This window comes from Paludisphaera soli (genome assembly GCF_011064595.1).
In the GTDB taxonomy this organism is placed as follows: Bacteria; Planctomycetota; Planctomycetia; order Isosphaerales; family Isosphaeraceae; genus Paludisphaera; species Paludisphaera soli.
Window position 1 is genome coordinate 147,987 of sequence record NZ_JAALJI010000002.1, and the last position, 14,232, is coordinate 162,218.

12 protein-coding genes and 1 tRNA gene are annotated in these 14,232 nt (G+C 71.1%); 8 read left to right on the forward strand and 5 right to left on the reverse strand.

Translation table 11 applies throughout. The features are described 5' to 3' along the window. Positions 1 to 414 precede the first annotated feature (414 nt). Both G6O68_RS03510 and G6O68_RS03515 read left to right on the forward strand, forming a co-directional pair. Positions 415 to 990, forward strand: a complete 576-nt coding sequence (locus tag G6O68_RS03510; RefSeq protein WP_206108006.1) for a methanogen output domain 1-containing protein — start codon at positions 415 to 417, stop codon at positions 988 to 990. An 8-nt stretch (positions 991 to 998) separates the two neighbouring features. Continuing rightward, positions 999 to 2,945, forward strand: a complete 1,947-nt coding sequence (locus G6O68_RS03515) for a hybrid sensor histidine kinase/response regulator (RefSeq protein WP_165244877.1) — start codon at positions 999 to 1,001, stop codon at positions 2,943 to 2,945. Between the two features lie 70 nt (positions 2,946 to 3,015). On the opposite strand, the gene G6O68_RS03520 is transcribed toward G6O68_RS03515, so the two are convergent. Both G6O68_RS03520 and G6O68_RS03525 read right to left on the reverse strand, forming a co-directional pair. Further along, positions 3,016 to 3,086 (reverse strand) — tRNA-Cys (locus G6O68_RS03520). A gap of 140 nt (positions 3,087 to 3,226) precedes the next feature. Beyond that, entirely contained in the window at positions 3,227 to 5,470 is a 2,244-nt protein-coding gene (locus tag G6O68_RS03525) for a hypothetical protein (protein WP_165244879.1), read from the reverse strand. 260 nt (positions 5,471 to 5,730) lie between these two features. Between G6O68_RS03525 and rbsD the strand changes: the two genes are divergently transcribed. Next, a complete protein-coding gene (gene rbsD / locus G6O68_RS03530) occupies positions 5,731 to 6,126 on the forward strand; it encodes a D-ribose pyranase (RefSeq protein WP_165244881.1) in 396 nt (131 codons plus the stop codon). Between the two features lie 14 nt (positions 6,127 to 6,140). Here rbsD and G6O68_RS03535 read toward each other — a convergent pair whose 3' ends face one another. The 3 genes from G6O68_RS03535 to G6O68_RS03545 all read right to left on the reverse strand — a co-directional run bounded on the left by G6O68_RS03535 (position 6,141) and on the right by G6O68_RS03545 (position 8,950). Then, on the reverse strand, positions 6,141 to 7,208 hold the full coding sequence (locus G6O68_RS03535; RefSeq protein WP_165244883.1) for a Gfo/Idh/MocA family protein: 1,068 nt from the start codon (positions 7,206 to 7,208) through the stop codon (positions 6,141 to 6,143). 93 nt (positions 7,209 to 7,301) lie between these two features. Further along, positions 7,302 to 7,793, reverse strand: a complete 492-nt coding sequence (locus G6O68_RS03540) for a DinB family protein (RefSeq protein ID WP_165244885.1) — start codon at positions 7,791 to 7,793, stop codon at positions 7,302 to 7,304. A gap of 65 nt (positions 7,794 to 7,858) precedes the next feature. Then, positions 7,859 to 8,950: a TolB family protein gene (locus tag G6O68_RS03545; protein ID WP_165244887.1), complete on the reverse strand. Its 1,092-nt coding sequence runs from the start codon at positions 8,948 to 8,950 to the stop codon at positions 7,859 to 7,861. A 107-nt stretch (positions 8,951 to 9,057) separates the two neighbouring features. Here G6O68_RS03545 and G6O68_RS03550 point away from each other — a divergent pair, with 107 nt between their 5' ends. The 5 genes from G6O68_RS03550 to G6O68_RS03570 all read left to right on the forward strand — a co-directional run bounded on the left by G6O68_RS03550 (position 9,058) and on the right by G6O68_RS03570 (position 14,212). After that, the gene (locus G6O68_RS03550) at positions 9,058 to 9,609 is read left to right on the forward strand and encodes a cob(I)yrinic acid a,c-diamide adenosyltransferase (protein ID WP_165244889.1); all 552 of its coding nucleotides are present in this window, start codon (positions 9,058 to 9,060) and stop codon (positions 9,607 to 9,609) included. Beyond that, positions 9,606 to 10,367, forward strand: coding sequence for an SDR family oxidoreductase (locus G6O68_RS03555; RefSeq protein WP_165244891.1), 762 nt, complete (start codon positions 9,606 to 9,608; stop codon positions 10,365 to 10,367). Before G6O68_RS03550 ends, G6O68_RS03555 begins: the two co-directional genes overlap by 4 nt. Positions 10,368 to 10,487: 120 nt before the next feature. Beyond that, on the forward strand, positions 10,488 to 12,224 hold the full coding sequence (locus G6O68_RS03560; protein ID WP_165244893.1) for a hypothetical protein: 1,737 nt from the start codon (positions 10,488 to 10,490) through the stop codon (positions 12,222 to 12,224). A 304-nt stretch (positions 12,225 to 12,528) separates the two neighbouring features. Beyond that, positions 12,529 to 13,353, forward strand: a complete 825-nt coding sequence (locus G6O68_RS03565) for a LuxR C-terminal-related transcriptional regulator (RefSeq protein ID WP_240911027.1) — start codon at positions 12,529 to 12,531, stop codon at positions 13,351 to 13,353. A gap of 82 nt (positions 13,354 to 13,435) precedes the next feature. Continuing rightward, positions 13,436 to 14,212, forward strand: a complete 777-nt coding sequence (locus G6O68_RS03570; protein ID WP_165244895.1) for a vWA domain-containing protein — start codon at positions 13,436 to 13,438, stop codon at positions 14,210 to 14,212. Positions 14,213 to 14,232: the final 20 nt, after the last annotated feature.

Below are 14,232 nucleotides of genomic sequence, written 5' to 3' on the forward strand. Positions count from 1 at the left end.
TTCGAGCTCGAGGCCCGGGGACGCGACCGGAGAGATCGGGGCGTCGCCGCGGGTCAGGCCTCGGCCGCGGGGAGGGGGCTTCGGGCCGGGCGTGAGGGTTGAGGGGACTCGTCGCCGAGGCCGGGAGGCCAGGACGTCGATGCCCTGGGCCCCGGACGGCACCCTAGATCTTATACGGCCCGGCGCATGAGCTGGCAAGGGTCGCGACCCACCCGGCGACCTTGCGTCGGTTCCGAAAACGACTTCGATTTGACATTTCGGCACACTTTTTGCATACACTTTTCATGGTATTGTGCAAACGAGATCTCTCAGCAGGACTCTAGGAGACTGGTCGCCGGGATGCGGGGGGGCTAAGATCGACCGATCTCGGCTCGTTGACTCGGATTTCGGTGACCGGACGCGAGAGCAGATCGCATGAGTGAATCGCGAAGCCCCTTCGAAACCAGGACTGCCGCCGCCGAGTCCTCCTACCGGCGTGGGTCCTTGCAGGAGTTGGCAGTCCCGCTGGAACGGGACGTCTTCCTCCGCACGCTGATCCGGGAGCTGGCGGGCACGCTCCAGGACGTGGTGGGTTTGACCGAGGCCTCGGGGTTCGTCAGCCTGGTGGGCCAGCGGATCGGGGATCGGATCAACGAGAGCTACAAGGCGGCCCTGGGCGTGGACGCCCTCTCGCGAGAGCAGGTGGCCGACGTCCTGGTGGACCTGAAGAGGCGGATCCAGGGCGACTTTTTCATCATCGAGGAAGACGAGACCCGGATCGTCTACGGCAATCGGGCCTGCCCCTTCGAAGAGAAGGTCCTCGGCCGCCCGGCCATGTGCATGATGACCTCGAACGTGTTCGGCGTGATCACCGCCGAGAACCTAGGCTACTCGAAGGTCGTCCTGGAGGAGACCATCGCCGGCGGGGCGCCGGGCTGCCGCGTGGTCGTCCACCTGAAGGCCACCCCGGAATCCGACGCCGCCGAGGGTCGGGAATACTTCAAGAGTTAGAAGTCCCGATGTCGATCGAAGCCGCCCTGCGAATCGTCGAGCGGATGCCGGAAGCCTTGTTGCTCGTGACCAGGGAGGGCCTGGTCCTGGGCGCGAACCGCCGGGTCGCGCGACTCGGCCTCAACCCCGCCGAGCTCGTCGGGCGGGACCTGGCGGGCTTCGGACCCGACCCCGACACGACGGCCGACTACCTCCGCCGATGCGCCCGCGCGTCGGAGCCGGTCCCCGGCACGCTGACGCTGGCCCCGCCCGCCGGCGAGCTCCGGCCCTACCGCTGCGACGGCAGCCTGCTCCAGCCGGCGGACGGCGACGATCCGGCGGTCCTGCTGCTGCGCCTCACGGCCAAGGACGTCGCCGACGAGCGTTTCCTCGCGCTCAACGAGAAGCTCGCCGAGCTGAATCGCGAGATCGCCCGGCGGCGGCAGGTCGAGGAAGAGCTGCGCGATCAACGCGAGTGGCTGCGGGTGACCCTGGTGAGCATCGGCGACGCCCTGATCGCCACCGACGTCCTCGCCCGGGTCGTGTTCATGAACACCGTCGCCGAGGAGTTGACGGGCTGGCGTCAGGCCGAGGCCCACGGCCGACCTCTCGAACAGGTCTTCCGGATCTTCAATGAGGAGAGCCGAGCCCAGGTCGAGAACCCGGTCACCCGGGTGCTCCGCGAGGGCAAGGCGGTCGGCCTCACCAATCACACCCTGCTGATCGCCAGGGACGGGGTCGAGCGGCCGATCGACGACACGGCGGCGCCGATCCGCGGCGACGGCGGCGTCGTCCAGGGCGTCGTCCTGGTCTTCCACGACGTCGGCGATCGACGGGCCCTGGAACGCAGCCTGCACGAACGGGCCGAAAAGCTGGCGGAGAACGACCGTCGCAAGGACGAGTTCCTGGCGATGCTCGCTCACGAGCTGCGCAACCCGCTCTCCTCCATCGGCAACGCCGCCGGCCTGCTCCGACTGGCCGGCGACGACCCGAAGCTGAACGAATGGGCCCAGGGCGTCATCGAACGCCAGGTGAAGCACCTGGCCCGGCTCATCGAGGACCTGATCGACGTCTCCCGGATCACCCGGGGCAAGATCGTGCTGCGTAAGCGACGACTCGACGCCCGGCACGCGATCCAGAGCGCGGTCGAATCGATCCGGCCGCACGTCGACGAGAAGAAGCAGGAACTGACCGTAGCCTGCGATCCCGAGGAGCTCTGGATCGAAGCCGACCCGACGCGCCTGGAGCAGGTCGTCATCAACCTGCTGACCAACGCCTGCCGCTACACCGAGGCGGGGGGGCGCATCGAGCTGACCGCCGGGCTCGCCGGCGGGCGGTTCAGCCTGTCGATCAAGGACTCGGGGATCGGCATCCCGCCCGATCAGATCTCCCGGATGTTCGAGCTGTTCGCCCAGGGGGATCGCTCGATCGCGCGGTCCGAGGGGGGGCTGGGCATCGGGCTGACGGTCGTCAAGCACATCGCCGAGCTGCACGGCGGCACCGCGACGGCCTACAGCGAGGGCCCGGGCCGGGGGAGCGAGTTCACGGTGAGCCTGCCGGTCGCCGCCGCGACGAGTTCCGACGACGCCGATTCGCACGCCCGCGGGCGGTCGCGGCCCCCCTCGCGGATCCTGGTCGTCGACGACAACGTGGACACCGCCCGGGGGCTCCACCACCTGTTCGCCCTGCTCGGCGACGAGGTCCGCACGGTCCACGACGGCTCCTCGGCGATCGCCGAGGCGGTCGCGTTCCGGCCCAGCCACATCCTCCTGGACATCGGCCTGCCGGCAATGGACGGCTTCGAGGTCGCCACGCGCCTCCGCGCCGAGGGGCTGGAGAGCGTGATCATTGCCGTCAGCGGCTACGGTCGGCCGGAAGACCGGCTGCGAGGGCGCGAGGCGGGCTTCGACCACCACCTCGTCAAGCCCGTCGACCACGACCAACTCATAGCCCTGATCGGCCACTCCGGCGAGTGAGCCGCCAGGGCTCGCCCCGCGCAAGAAAAAAGCCGCCGGGAAGGCGGCCCTTCTGGTTGCGGATCGTGAGAGGCGCCGCCCGGATTCGAACCGGGGGTGGAGGTTTTGCAGACCTCTGCCTTACCACTTGGCTACGGCGCCGACGGCGGGAATGAGGGAAGCACGGTTCCGTGCCCCCTTCGCAAGGGCTCTAAATTACCCGAGCCTCGTCCGGAGGGCAAGCGCACTCTGGGGGGCTTCGCCGACGACGGGCCGCCAAAACCGGAAAAACCCCAAGGAGGTCACCGGTCGGCAGGGGTCCCGACGAGCCGGTCGAGTTCCTCCGCCAGCATCGCGATCCGGTCGGGGGGCGCGTTCGCGGCGGCCAGGCGGTCGCGGGCCTCCATGAGGCGGCGTCGGAAAGCGTCGCGGCGGAGCGGGGCGTCCTCCTCGGCCGCCCGGGCGACGCGGCGGGTCAGCCGGGCGGGGAAGGAGGAGCCCGACGGCCAGGGCCCGACCACCAAACGGAACCAGTGGTCGAGGACTTCGCGGAACTCGCCGTCCCGCTCCAGCGCGGCGAGCCGGCCCAGGGCCGCCGTCTCGATCGCCCGCCAGACGACTCCTGAACGTCCCGCCGGCTTGACCCCCAGGAAGTGGTCGAGCAGCCCGGCCTCGTCGCCGGCCGCCGCGAAACCGTCGATCAGGAGGGCGTCCAGGGTCGCGAGCCGGGCCGGGTCGAGTCCTCTTCGATCGAGGGTCCTGAGGATCGAAGTCGCTTCCGGGTCGGCCGCCGGGGCGGGCTCGCAAAGGAGCGTGAGCAGGACCCGGTCGCGGCACCACTCCAGAGTCTCGGCGGCGCGTCCCGCTTCGGGGCGTCCCCGGGGGGCGAGGAGGACCGCCGCGCCGGCCTCGTCGAGGGCCGTGCGGTCCCAGCCCTCGGGATTCGACCGCTCGGGCCGGAAGGGGCGGGAGAGCGGCGAGATGCGATAGAGCGGGTCGCCGAGATAGACCAGGCGCCAGGGGTGGCCGAAGGCTTCGTAGGGCCCCTGCCGGAACGCCGCGCCCAGGGGAATCTCGACCGACAGCAGTTGGGCCAGCAGGTAGGGGGTCCGGAAGGCCGTCAGGAAGGGCTCGTTCATGGAGCCGTAGTAGGCGAAGGTCCCCCGCTCCAGGAAGCGGCCGGCGATCGTGCCCGGGTCGAGGGGGTCGGCCGCGGAGAAGCTGTGGATCATCGCCGCGATCCGGGGCGGGGCGAGCGGCACGTCCGCCGCGAGGCCGGGCCCGCCCGTGATCGAGAACTCGCCGGGGCCTCCCGAGGAGTTGACGGTCAGCAGGTCGTAGCGGCCGGCCGTCCGAAAGGTCTCGCGCCAGGACGCCAGGTCGGCCGTCGCCCCCGCCCGGGCCGCGACCGCGCCGGGGGCTGGGCGGATCAGCCGGGTCGTCGCTGCGGCGCCGCTCACGTCGTAGTCCGACCAGACCGGGCCGCCCGAGTAGGTGTTCCAGAAGAGCGCCGATTCGGGCTGGAAGAAGAGCGAGCCCATGGCCCTTGCGACGGAGGCGGGCGGGTCGCCGAGGATCCGACCCGCGAAGGCCCATCGCGTCCGGAGCTTCTCCAGATCCGGCTCCCCCTTGCCCAGGACTCGGCCGACGAGGTCGTCCAGCGCGCGGTCGCCTTGCGTGATCCCCTCGCCCCCTTCGGCGCGGTAGCGGTACGGCCAGTCGCCGGCCAGGGTGAGGAAATCGACCTCGTCGCCGAGGCGGGCGTACGAGCGGGCGAACGAGGCGACGCGGGACTCGACGCGGCGGGCGAACGCCACGGCCTGGTCCTCGGTCGCCACGTCCTCGAAACGCAGGACCTTCGCCCGCTCGCCCGGCTTCGCCGCCTCCGTCATCGGTTCGAGTCGGGAAAGGGGCTGGAATCGGCCGGCGGCCAGCGCCACCGCGGCGGCCAGCGAGGGGCTGTCGGGGTGGCTGAGGACGACCCCGGGGGGCGTCGCGTCGATCCCGCGGGGCGGCGCGCCGGACGGGGGGGGCGTCTCGGCTCCGGGGCCGACGTGCCGGACCCAGGCCCGGCCCACGGCCTCCTGAGCGGCCCGCCAGCGCTCGAAAGCCCCCTCCCCTCGCGGTCCGGCCGAGGCCCGGAATCGGAGGATCCGGGAGGGGCGGAAGGCCCGGAGGAACGGCAGCGTCCAGGCCGGGTCGTCGATCAGCACCGGGAAGAAAGAGTGCCCGTCCCAGGCCGAGACGGCCGCCAGGAAGCTCGGGACGTCGGCGGCCAGCACCACCTGATCGACGACGGTCCGCTCGGGCCCGCGCCGCTCCCGCCATCGCGACGCCGCCTCCAGGAGGTGCTCCAGCCGAGGGTCGTCGAGGGCCTCGATGGGCGCGGCCGACCGCAGGACGCCCGGGTCCAGGCCGGGCGGCTCGTCGGCCGTCTCGGCGGCGTCGGGCGAGGACCGCGAACAGCCGAGGTTCGGCGCGACGACGGCCAGGGCGAGGAGGACGGCGGTCGCCAAGGTGAGGCGCTCGATCTCGGGGATTCGCATCGCGCCTCGTCCGTAACCGGGAAGGGGGGGCAGGTCGGGCCCCGCCCCGTCGTTCGGGTGGAGCCGGCCCCCTCCAACCGTTATACTGGCGGCGTCGAGGGTGCTCAAACCCTCCTTTGGGTCGGACGGCCGCGCCTCCGGGCGGATTCGGCCGAAGGCGACGAGGCTCGTCGAGGTCCGGGGGCCGTCCCGGGCGACGGCCCCGCCGCGCCCGATCGAGCTGGACACTGCGAAGGAAGAGAAGAAAGAAAGGGGGCCCCATGAAACGAGGCGGCATACTCAATCCCGCGATTTGCTCGCTTCTCGCCGAACTGGGCCAGACGGACGAGCTGCTGATCGTCGACGCCGCCTACCCGCTCCCCAGCGACGCCCACGTGATCGACCTGACGCTCACCCCGGGCATCCCCCGGATGCTGGACGTCCTCCGCGCCGTCGCCGAAGAGCTGGTGATCGACGCGATCGCCGTCCCCGTCGAGATCAAGGACCACAGCCCGAGGCTCTTCCAGGAGATCCTCAAGTGCGTGGGCGAGATCGACGTCGACGAGATCCCCTACCACGAGTTCAAGGAGCAGTCGCTCGACGTGAAGGGGATCATCCGCACCGCTGAGTTCAGCCCCTACGCCAGCGTCCGGATCGTCGCCGGCAGCGCGTACTGACCGGATCAGCCCGGTCAGAGGCTCGGGTTGGAGAACTCCCGCAGCGGCAGCGTCACCGGCACCTGGTGGCGCGAGCTGCGGGCGACAGCCTCGGTGAACTGCATGTAGCGGACCCCGGTCGCGAAGTCGGCGTGCGTGACCGGGCGGTCGTCGCGGATCGCGGCGATGAAGTCGGCCTCGGCGCGCCAGCCGCCGCGACGCTCGGCGGGGATCGGCAGGACTCGGGGGGCTTCCTCGCCGCGACGGATCCCGCGGATCTCCTCCTTCAACAGGTCGTAATAGAGCGAGCCCTCGGAGCCGTGGAGGGCGACGCTCATCGACCTGCCGCCGCGGAGCACGGCGCTCAGGCGATAGGTCCCGACCGAGCCGTCCTCGTGCGTCGTCAGCACCTGGACGCTGTCGGGCGTGCCGACGGCCCGGACTTTCTTCGTCTCGGGGTCGAACCGCTCCGGGACCAGCTTCGACGCGTAGGCCAGCACGCGGACGGCCGGCGGCACCCAGCGCAGGACGGTCTCGTAGAGGATGCCCAGGGTCAGCATGTTGAAGCCCGAGTAGCGGGTCTTCTGCCGCCAGCCCAGGGGGGTCTCCGGGTCGGCCAGGTCGTCGGTCAGGCCGTCGACGTGGACCTCGCGGAGCTTGCCGAGGAAGCCCTCGGCCATCAGCTTGCGGACGAAGGTCTCGCCGACCAGGCCGTACGGGCTGGGGGCGATCATGGCGACCTGCCCCTGCAGCTCGCGCGAGCGGTCGAGCATGCGCTGGGCCTCCCGGGCGTTCATCGCCATCCGGGCCTGGGTCAGGACGTGCTTGCCTGCGTCCAGGGCGGCGAGGGTCACCGGGCAGTGGAGATACGGCCAAGCGCCGATCAGCACGGCGTCGACGGCCGGGTCGGCGATGACCTCCTCCCAGTTGCCGTAGGTCTTGGCGACGCCCAGCTCCCGCGCCGCGCGGGCCGAGGAATCGCGGCGGCGGTTGCAGACGCCGACCAGCTCGACGCCGGGGATCGCCCGGAAGCCCGGGACGTGCCGCGAACGCACGATTTCCCCGGCCCCGACGACGCCGATACGAACGGTCCCCCGAGGCATGGACGCATCCCATCTGGACGGCCGGCGGCGGGCCGGGCTGGGTCAAGGGCCCGAGGCGGGCGACGCCCGCCCCGGAGAGATTGTAGCAGTGCGTCAAACGGCGATCGGCAACCCCTTGAGCCGACGCACCGGGACGAACTGGCCGGCGTGAAGGATCGGGTGCGTCCCCGCCAGGTGGATGAGCGTGCCGACCGTGGGCGCGAACGCCGGGAACTTCTCGGGATCCTTGCGGTCCAGCTCCTCGTCGGGCATCGAATCCAGCAGCGACAGGGTCGCCTCGCGCTGGGTCCTCCAGAGGGCCGTATACTCGTCGGGGCCGAGGAATTTCGAGGCGTCGTCGTCACCTGCGTTCTTCGTCGAGTGGGCCTCCTCGAAGCCCTCGGGCAGGGCCGGCGAGGAGCCGGGGCGGATCATCTCGACCATCATCCGCTCGCCGGCGATCAGGTGTCCGATCTGCCAGGCGAGGTGGTTCATGCCCGGGACCGCCCGGATCAGCAGATCCTCCCGGGTGAGCCCGTCGAGGTAGCGTTTCATGATCATCTCGGAACTGCCGTAGGCGCTCCGGATCAGGTCCTTGGCCGTCATGGGGGTCTTCTCGTTCCTGGACTTTGACGAAGGGCGACGCGGCGACGACGCCGGCGTCGGTCGGGTCAGGGGTTCGCGGCCGCCTTCGGCTGCGGCGCGGGGTCGAGCGTGAAGTCGGCGAGGAAGAGCTGGCTGTTGCGGTCGGTGCCGCGGCCGTTCGAGGTCCACATCAGCTTCGAGCCGTCCGGGCTGAAGACGGGCAGGCCGTCGAAGCCGTCGTGGTACGTCAGCCGCTCCTCGGCCCCGGTGTCCACGTTCATGAGGTAGACCTCGTAGTTCGCGTGGCCGTGGCGGCTCGTCGAGTAGATGATGTGCCGGGAGTCCGGGTGCCAGAACGGTCCCCAGTTGACCGAATCGTTGTCCGTCAACGCCCGCTCGTCGGTCCCCTCGACGTTGTTGACGTAGAGCTGGAGCAGGTCGTTCTCCTTGCGGTCGCTCCGGTAGACGATCCGCTTGCCGTCGGGCGAGAAGAAGGGGCCGCCGTCGTAGCCCTTGGCGTGGGTGATCCGGCGCGGGTTCTTGCCGTCGGCGTCCATGACGTAGACCTCGCCGTCGCCGTCGCGGAACGAGGTGAAGACGATCTGCTTGCCGTCGGGGGAGAAGCTCCCCTCGGCGTCGTAGCCTTCGGCCTCGGTCAGCCGGGTCAGGTTCTTGCCGTCGAGGTCGGTCCGAAAGATGTCCATCCCGTCCGGGAAGCTCCAGCGATAGCGGCTGCCGGACCGCCCGTACGCGGCGCTGCGGGGCGGCGACGGCGGCGCGGGATTCAGGTGGGTCGAGCCGAAGATCAGGGACGCGCCGTCGGGCGAGAAGAAGGCGCACGTGCAGGCCCCTTCGCCGGTGCTCACCAGCTTGGGCTTCGCCCCGGGCTCCAGCTCCGCCGTGAAGATCTGGTACTCGTACTGGTTGGCCTTGGGCTCCAGGAAGACCGACTCGGGGAGGTTCGGCACGGCCTGGAAGACGATCCGCTTGCCGTCGGGGCCGAAGTAGCCCTCGCCGGCGCGGAAGAAGCCGAAGGTGACCTGCCGGATGTTCGCCAGGTGCTTCGACTCCAGCTTGGCCACCTCCTCGGCCGAGAGCGGCCGCTGGCCCCCTCCCCCTCCGTACTGGCCGGCCAGGGCGGCGCTCAACAGCAGGGCGATCGTCGTGCTCGGCGTCATCGGCTCGGGTCTCCGGATGCTTCCCTCGGCGGGCGTCGTTCGCCTAGTATAGGGGCAGGCGAGCGAGACCGCCAAGGGCGACGTGGGCGAGGCGAGGCGAGGCGGAATTGAAGATCTACACCAAGACGGGCGACGACGGCTTGACGGGAATCCTCGGCAGCAAGCGGCTCCGCAAGGACGACGCCCGGATCGAGGCCTACGGGACGGTCGACGAGCTGAACGCGGCGGTGGGAATGGCCCGCGCCATGAAGCTTCCGCCCGAGCAGGACGAGCTGGCGGCCCGGCTCCAGGACGAGCTGTTCACGCTCGGCGCGGCCCTGGCCGACCCCGACCCCCAGGGCCGGTTCCACAACCAGATCGACGACGGGCACGTCGCCGGGCTGGAGGCGGCCATCGACGCGATGACCGAGGAGCTGGCGCCCATGCGCACCTTCATCCTCCCCGGAGGCTCGCCCGCCGCCGCCCAGATCCACGTGGCCCGCACCATCTGCCGGCGGGCGGAGCGACTGACCGTCCACCTCGCCAACCTCCCCGACGAGGACGTGCCCACCCCGCTCCTGATCTACCTCAACCGACTGAGCGACCTGCTCTTCGTCCTGGCGCGCACGGTCAACCACCGCGAAGGGGTGGCCGACGTCCCCTGGATCTCCAAGAAGTGACCAGTCCCGAGCCGCGATCGAAAGTCGCCCTGATCACCGGCGGCCGCCGCGTGGGCTCGGACCTGGCGCGAACGCTGGGGGCGGCCGGCTGGCGGGTCGCCATGACCTACAGGTCCAGTCGCGAGGCGATCGAGAAGGCCGTGGCCGACGTCCAGGCCGCCGGCTCCGAGGGCCTGGCCGTCGCCGCCGACCTCGTCGACCCGGCGCAGGCCGAGGCCGCCGTCTCGGCGACCGTCGCCCGCTTCGGCCGGATCGACGCCCTCGTGAATATGGCGAGCGTCTACAAGCGGACCCCGTTCGCCGACCTGACGCCGGCCGACTTCGACGCGATGGTCGCCGCCAACCTCGCCGCGCCGTATCACGCCGCGATCGCCGCCGCGAAAACGATGACGGCCCAGCCGGCGATCGACGGGATCAAGGGGAAGATCGTCTTCGTCGGCGACTGGGCCACCGAGCGCCCGTACAAGGACTACCTCCCCTACCTGGCCGCCAAGGGGGGGATGACGACGCTGGCGACGGCCCTGGCCGTCGAGCTGGCCCCGTTCATCCCGGTCGCGACCGTCCAGCCGGCCATGATCGAGCCCCCGCCGGACTTCTCCGAGGACGACAAGCGCGCCGTGCTCGACGCCACGCCGCTCCGCCGATTCGGCTCGCCCGAGGACGTCAACCGCCTGATCGCGTACCTCCTCGACGGCACCAACTTCGTCACCGGCGTCGCCTACCGCGTCGACGGCGGCCGGTTCCTGGCCGACGGCTGAACCTTCGGCCGCCGTGGCCCGCGCGGCGCGGTCCGGTTGTGGCCGGGCTGCGCCCGGGGTTAAACTCGAACGGTTCGCGAGTCCGCGCCACCGCAAGACGCCCACCGTCGAGGAACAGCCATGATTCGTGCCCGCATGCGCCGCCCCTGGATCGCCCGAGCGATCACCGTCTGCCTCCTGGGCCTCCTCGCCGCGCCGGCGAGGGCGGCGGAGCCGGCCGGGATCTGGAAGCTCGTCGTCCTGGCGTTCGGCTCGGACGACTTCGCCATCGTCGACCTCCACCGTCGGGACGGCCAGGCCCGGGGCGTGCTCCTCGACGGCCGCAAGGGGCTCCTCGACGACGCCAAGGTCGAGGGCGTGGAACTGGAAGACGGCCGCGCGACGTTCACGCTGAAGGGCCAGGCGATGGCCGTCCGGTTCTCGGGCGCCGAAGCGAAGGACGGCCCGTACGCCGGCCGGATCGTGGGCACCGTCCAGCTCCAGGGCGACGACTTCCCCGCCACCCTGGAGAAGTCCCGCGCCGAGAAGCTCCCCCCGCCCCAGCCGAACGCCTTCGTCCAGGACTTCTACAAGGCCGCCCGCGAGGGCTCGCCGGCCAAGAAGATCGACCAGCTGCGGGCGCTGCTGGCGAAGAACCCCGGCGCGCCGGCCAACCAGATCGTCTACACGGAACTGCTCGGCACGGCCGAGGCGGGCAAGCTCCCCGCCGCCGAGGTCGAGCGCCTGATCGCCGCCTGGCGTCGCGACGCCGCGCCCTTCGGCCGGCCCTGGGTCGACTCCGTCGGCCTGAAGGCCTTCCGGACGCTCGCCCAGAGCAAGCCGTTCGCCGAGACCGCGCTGAAGCTCGGCCAGGAACTCGACAAGGACCTCGCCGAGGACGCCTCGACCGAGACCAGGGCCGCGCTCGTGGGGCTGCTGGCGAGCGCCGCCCGGAACGCCGGCAAGGCCGACGTCGCCGCCGACGCCGAGAGCCGCCTCGCCAAGCTTGAGACCCAGCTCGACGCGGAGTACCACGAGAAGGTCCCCCCGTTCAAGCCGACGCCGTACGAGGGCCGCAAGAAGCCGGGCGCCGGCCGCCCCGTCGTGTTCGAACTGTTCACCGGCGCCCAGTGCCCCCCCTGCGTGGCCGCCGACGTCGCGTTCGACGCCCTGCTGAAGACCTACAAGCCGGCCGACTTCATCGGCCTCCAGTACCACCTGCACATCCCCGGCCCCGACCCGCTCACCAACGCCGACTCGCTCGCCCGCCAGGAGTATTACGGCGACGAGGTCCGCGGCACCCCCTCGACGTTCCTCAACGGCCGCTCCGCGGCCCCCGGCGGCGGGTCCATGGCCGGCTCCGAGGGCAAGTACGAGGAATACCGCAGCCTGATCGACCCGATCCTCGAACAGCCCGGGAAGACCGAAGTGAACCTGGAGGCCAAGCGGACCGGCGATCAGATCGCCATCGTCGCCTCGGCGACCACCCCCGCCCCCGCGGCCCCGGCCGGCAAGCCGGACGCGAAGCCGGCCAAGTCCACCCTCCGGCTCCGCCTGGCGCTCACCGAGGAGTCCGTCCGCTACGTCGGCGGCAACCGGCTCCGCTTCCACCACCACGTCGTCCGCGCCCTCCCCGGCGGCGCCGAGGGGGCGGAACTCGTCGGCGGCAAGGGGAAGGTCGAGATCAAGGTGGACCTCGCCGAAGTCCGCAAGCAACTCGACGCCTACGTGAGCGACTACGCCAAGGAGCGGCCGTTCCCCGCCGCCCCGCCCGAGATCGCCTTGAAGGACCTCAGCGTCGTCGCCTTCGTGCAGGACGACCTCGACAAGGCCATCCTCGGCGCGGCGTCCGTCCCGGTCGCCGAAGCCACCCCCTGATCTCGACGCCCGGCTCGCGGCCGACGCGGCTCCGCCCGCGTCGGCCGCCGACCTGCCCCAGATCCGCCTTTCTAGTCCGTATCTGTAAGATCCCGCCCGACGGCCCCGTATTTCTTCTGGACCCGCAAACTGCATGCATGCTACTATGGCCTGAGATCGAGAATTGACCTCGATGATGCGGGGGGATTCGATTAACTTGAGCGCCGGCGGTACACCCCGCGTGATGGCACGTCTTATGGTTGAGTCGGAGGGCGCCGGGTCGCGGCGGTGATAGATCGGGCTCACGGGAAGGGAGCGTACGAACTTGGCGGGCGGAACTGGCAGGGAACGTCGGGCGCATCGGTCGTACAAGCCGGCCGTGGAAGCGATGGAGGCGCTGCGCCTGCTCTCGGGCGCGGCCCACGCCGCCGCGATGCCGGCCCTGGCCGTCGAGCATCAGGCGCTCCTCGACGCCCCCCCCTCCTCCTCGCCGACCGCCGACCTGCCGGGACTCTCGGCCGACGCCTGGGACGCCGCCCTGCTGGACGCCCGGCTCGACGGCCTGCTGGCCGGCCTGCGGTCGACCCCGACGATCGAGCCCGAGGTCGTCGCCCCGCTCGACGAGCGGGCGGTCGCCTCGGGCCTGAACCAGCTCGACCGCTATCTCACCCGCTCCTGGCAGCGGGCCGGCATCCCGCCCCAGTCCTACGAGGATTCCTCGCAGGCCGTCTACGCGACCCTGCTCCAGCAGCTCGGCCGGCCCCGATTCGACGCCATGTTGAACGACGTGGGACGCTGGGGCGTGAAGGAGGTCTTCACCAAGGAGACCGTCGAGGGGGTCGACTTCTTCCGCGCCGTCGACATGATCAAGAAGCGCGTCCAGCGCGAGCGGGTCTACCAGCCGCTCGACGACGTCGCCGCCGCCGCCCTCGACGAGGCCGACGCCCAGGCCTGGCGCGACGCCCTCCGCGAGGCCATCGACCGCTCGCTCACCCCCCGCGAGGCCAGCCTGATCCAGGAATCCCTGATGGGCCGCACCCCCGCCGAGATCGCCCACCATTGGGGCCTCGCCCCCAAGACGATCAGCAATGAGAAGACCCGCGTGCTGAACAAGCTCCGCGACGTCCTCCAGACCCAGGTCGCCGACTGATCGGAATCGCCTGGCCGACGCCTCGCAGGTCCCGTAACCTGGTAAGGGTTGCGGAAATCGACCCTTGTCGCGAGGGGTTCGGATGCGAACGACCCATCGAATCCTCGTCGCCTTGCTTGGACTCGGCCTTCTCGCCGCGTCGACGCGCGCGGAGGGTCAGGAGGACGCGAAGCCCCGGCCCTCGCCTCCCAGGACCAGGCCTCGCGACGGCGAGGACGCGCCCAAGGTCCGGACGCCCGAGGAGGTCGAGGCCCGCAAGCGGAGCCCGTTCCTCCAACGTCCCGGCGAATCGCGGTACGACGCCGAGGACGTCCGGGACCTTCCGCCGTGGAGCCGCGCCAGCTTCTTCGGCGTCCCGGCGCGGGGCCTCTTCTTCGTCTACGTGATCGACCAGTCCGGCAGCATGGTCGACGACGACCGCCTGACCCGCGCGGCCATCGAGCTGCGTCGGAGCGTCGGCCAGCTCCAGAGCCCCCAGCGGTTCGAGGTCGTCTTCTACAACGACGAGGCGACGAGCATGCCGGGCGGCCCGATCCCCCGCCCCGCCGACCCCGAGAACAAGGACAAGCTCGCGACCTGGCTGCGGACCATCGAGCCGGACGGCGGGACGAGCCCGCGACGGGCCGTCGTCCAGGCCCTCGCCCTCCGGCCCGACGCCGTCTTCCTGCTCTCCGACGGCGACTTCCCCGACGGGGTCGCCGACGACATCGCCCGGGCCAACGCCCGCAAGATCCCGGTCCACTGCATCGACCTGGCGGGCGGCCTGGCGGGCGACGACCTCAGGAAGATCGCCCGCGAGAGCGGCGGCCGATACGCCTCCCGCCCCGGCCGCCTGCACGAGGCCGGCGCGGGGCGTTGAGGACGATTCCATCCGGCCGC

Excerpts from the sequence above, each read along its gene's own strand:
- G6O68_RS03510 (WP_206108006.1), top strand. The coding sequence starts at position 415 with ATGAGTGAATCGCGAAGCCCCTTCGAAACCAGGACTGCCGCCGCCGAG.
- G6O68_RS03515 (WP_165244877.1), top strand. The coding sequence starts at position 999 with ATGTCGATCGAAGCCGCCCTGCGAATCGTCGAGCGGATGCCGGAAGCC.
- G6O68_RS03525 (WP_165244879.1), bottom strand. The coding sequence starts at position 5,470 with ATGCGAATCCCCGAGATCGAGCGCCTCACCTTGGCGACCGCCGTCCTC.
- rbsD (WP_165244881.1), top strand. The coding sequence starts at position 5,731 with ATGAAACGAGGCGGCATACTCAATCCCGCGATTTGCTCGCTTCTCGCC.
- G6O68_RS03535 (WP_165244883.1), bottom strand. The coding sequence starts at position 7,208 with ATGCCTCGGGGGACCGTTCGTATCGGCGTCGTCGGGGCCGGGGAAATC.
- G6O68_RS03540 (WP_165244885.1), bottom strand. The coding sequence starts at position 7,793 with ATGACGGCCAAGGACCTGATCCGGAGCGCCTACGGCAGTTCCGAGATG.
- G6O68_RS03545 (WP_165244887.1), bottom strand. The coding sequence starts at position 8,950 with ATGACGCCGAGCACGACGATCGCCCTGCTGTTGAGCGCCGCCCTGGCC.
- G6O68_RS03560 (WP_165244893.1), top strand. The coding sequence starts at position 10,488 with ATGATTCGTGCCCGCATGCGCCGCCCCTGGATCGCCCGAGCGATCACC.
- G6O68_RS03570 (WP_165244895.1), top strand. The coding sequence starts at position 13,436 with ATGCGAACGACCCATCGAATCCTCGTCGCCTTGCTTGGACTCGGCCTT.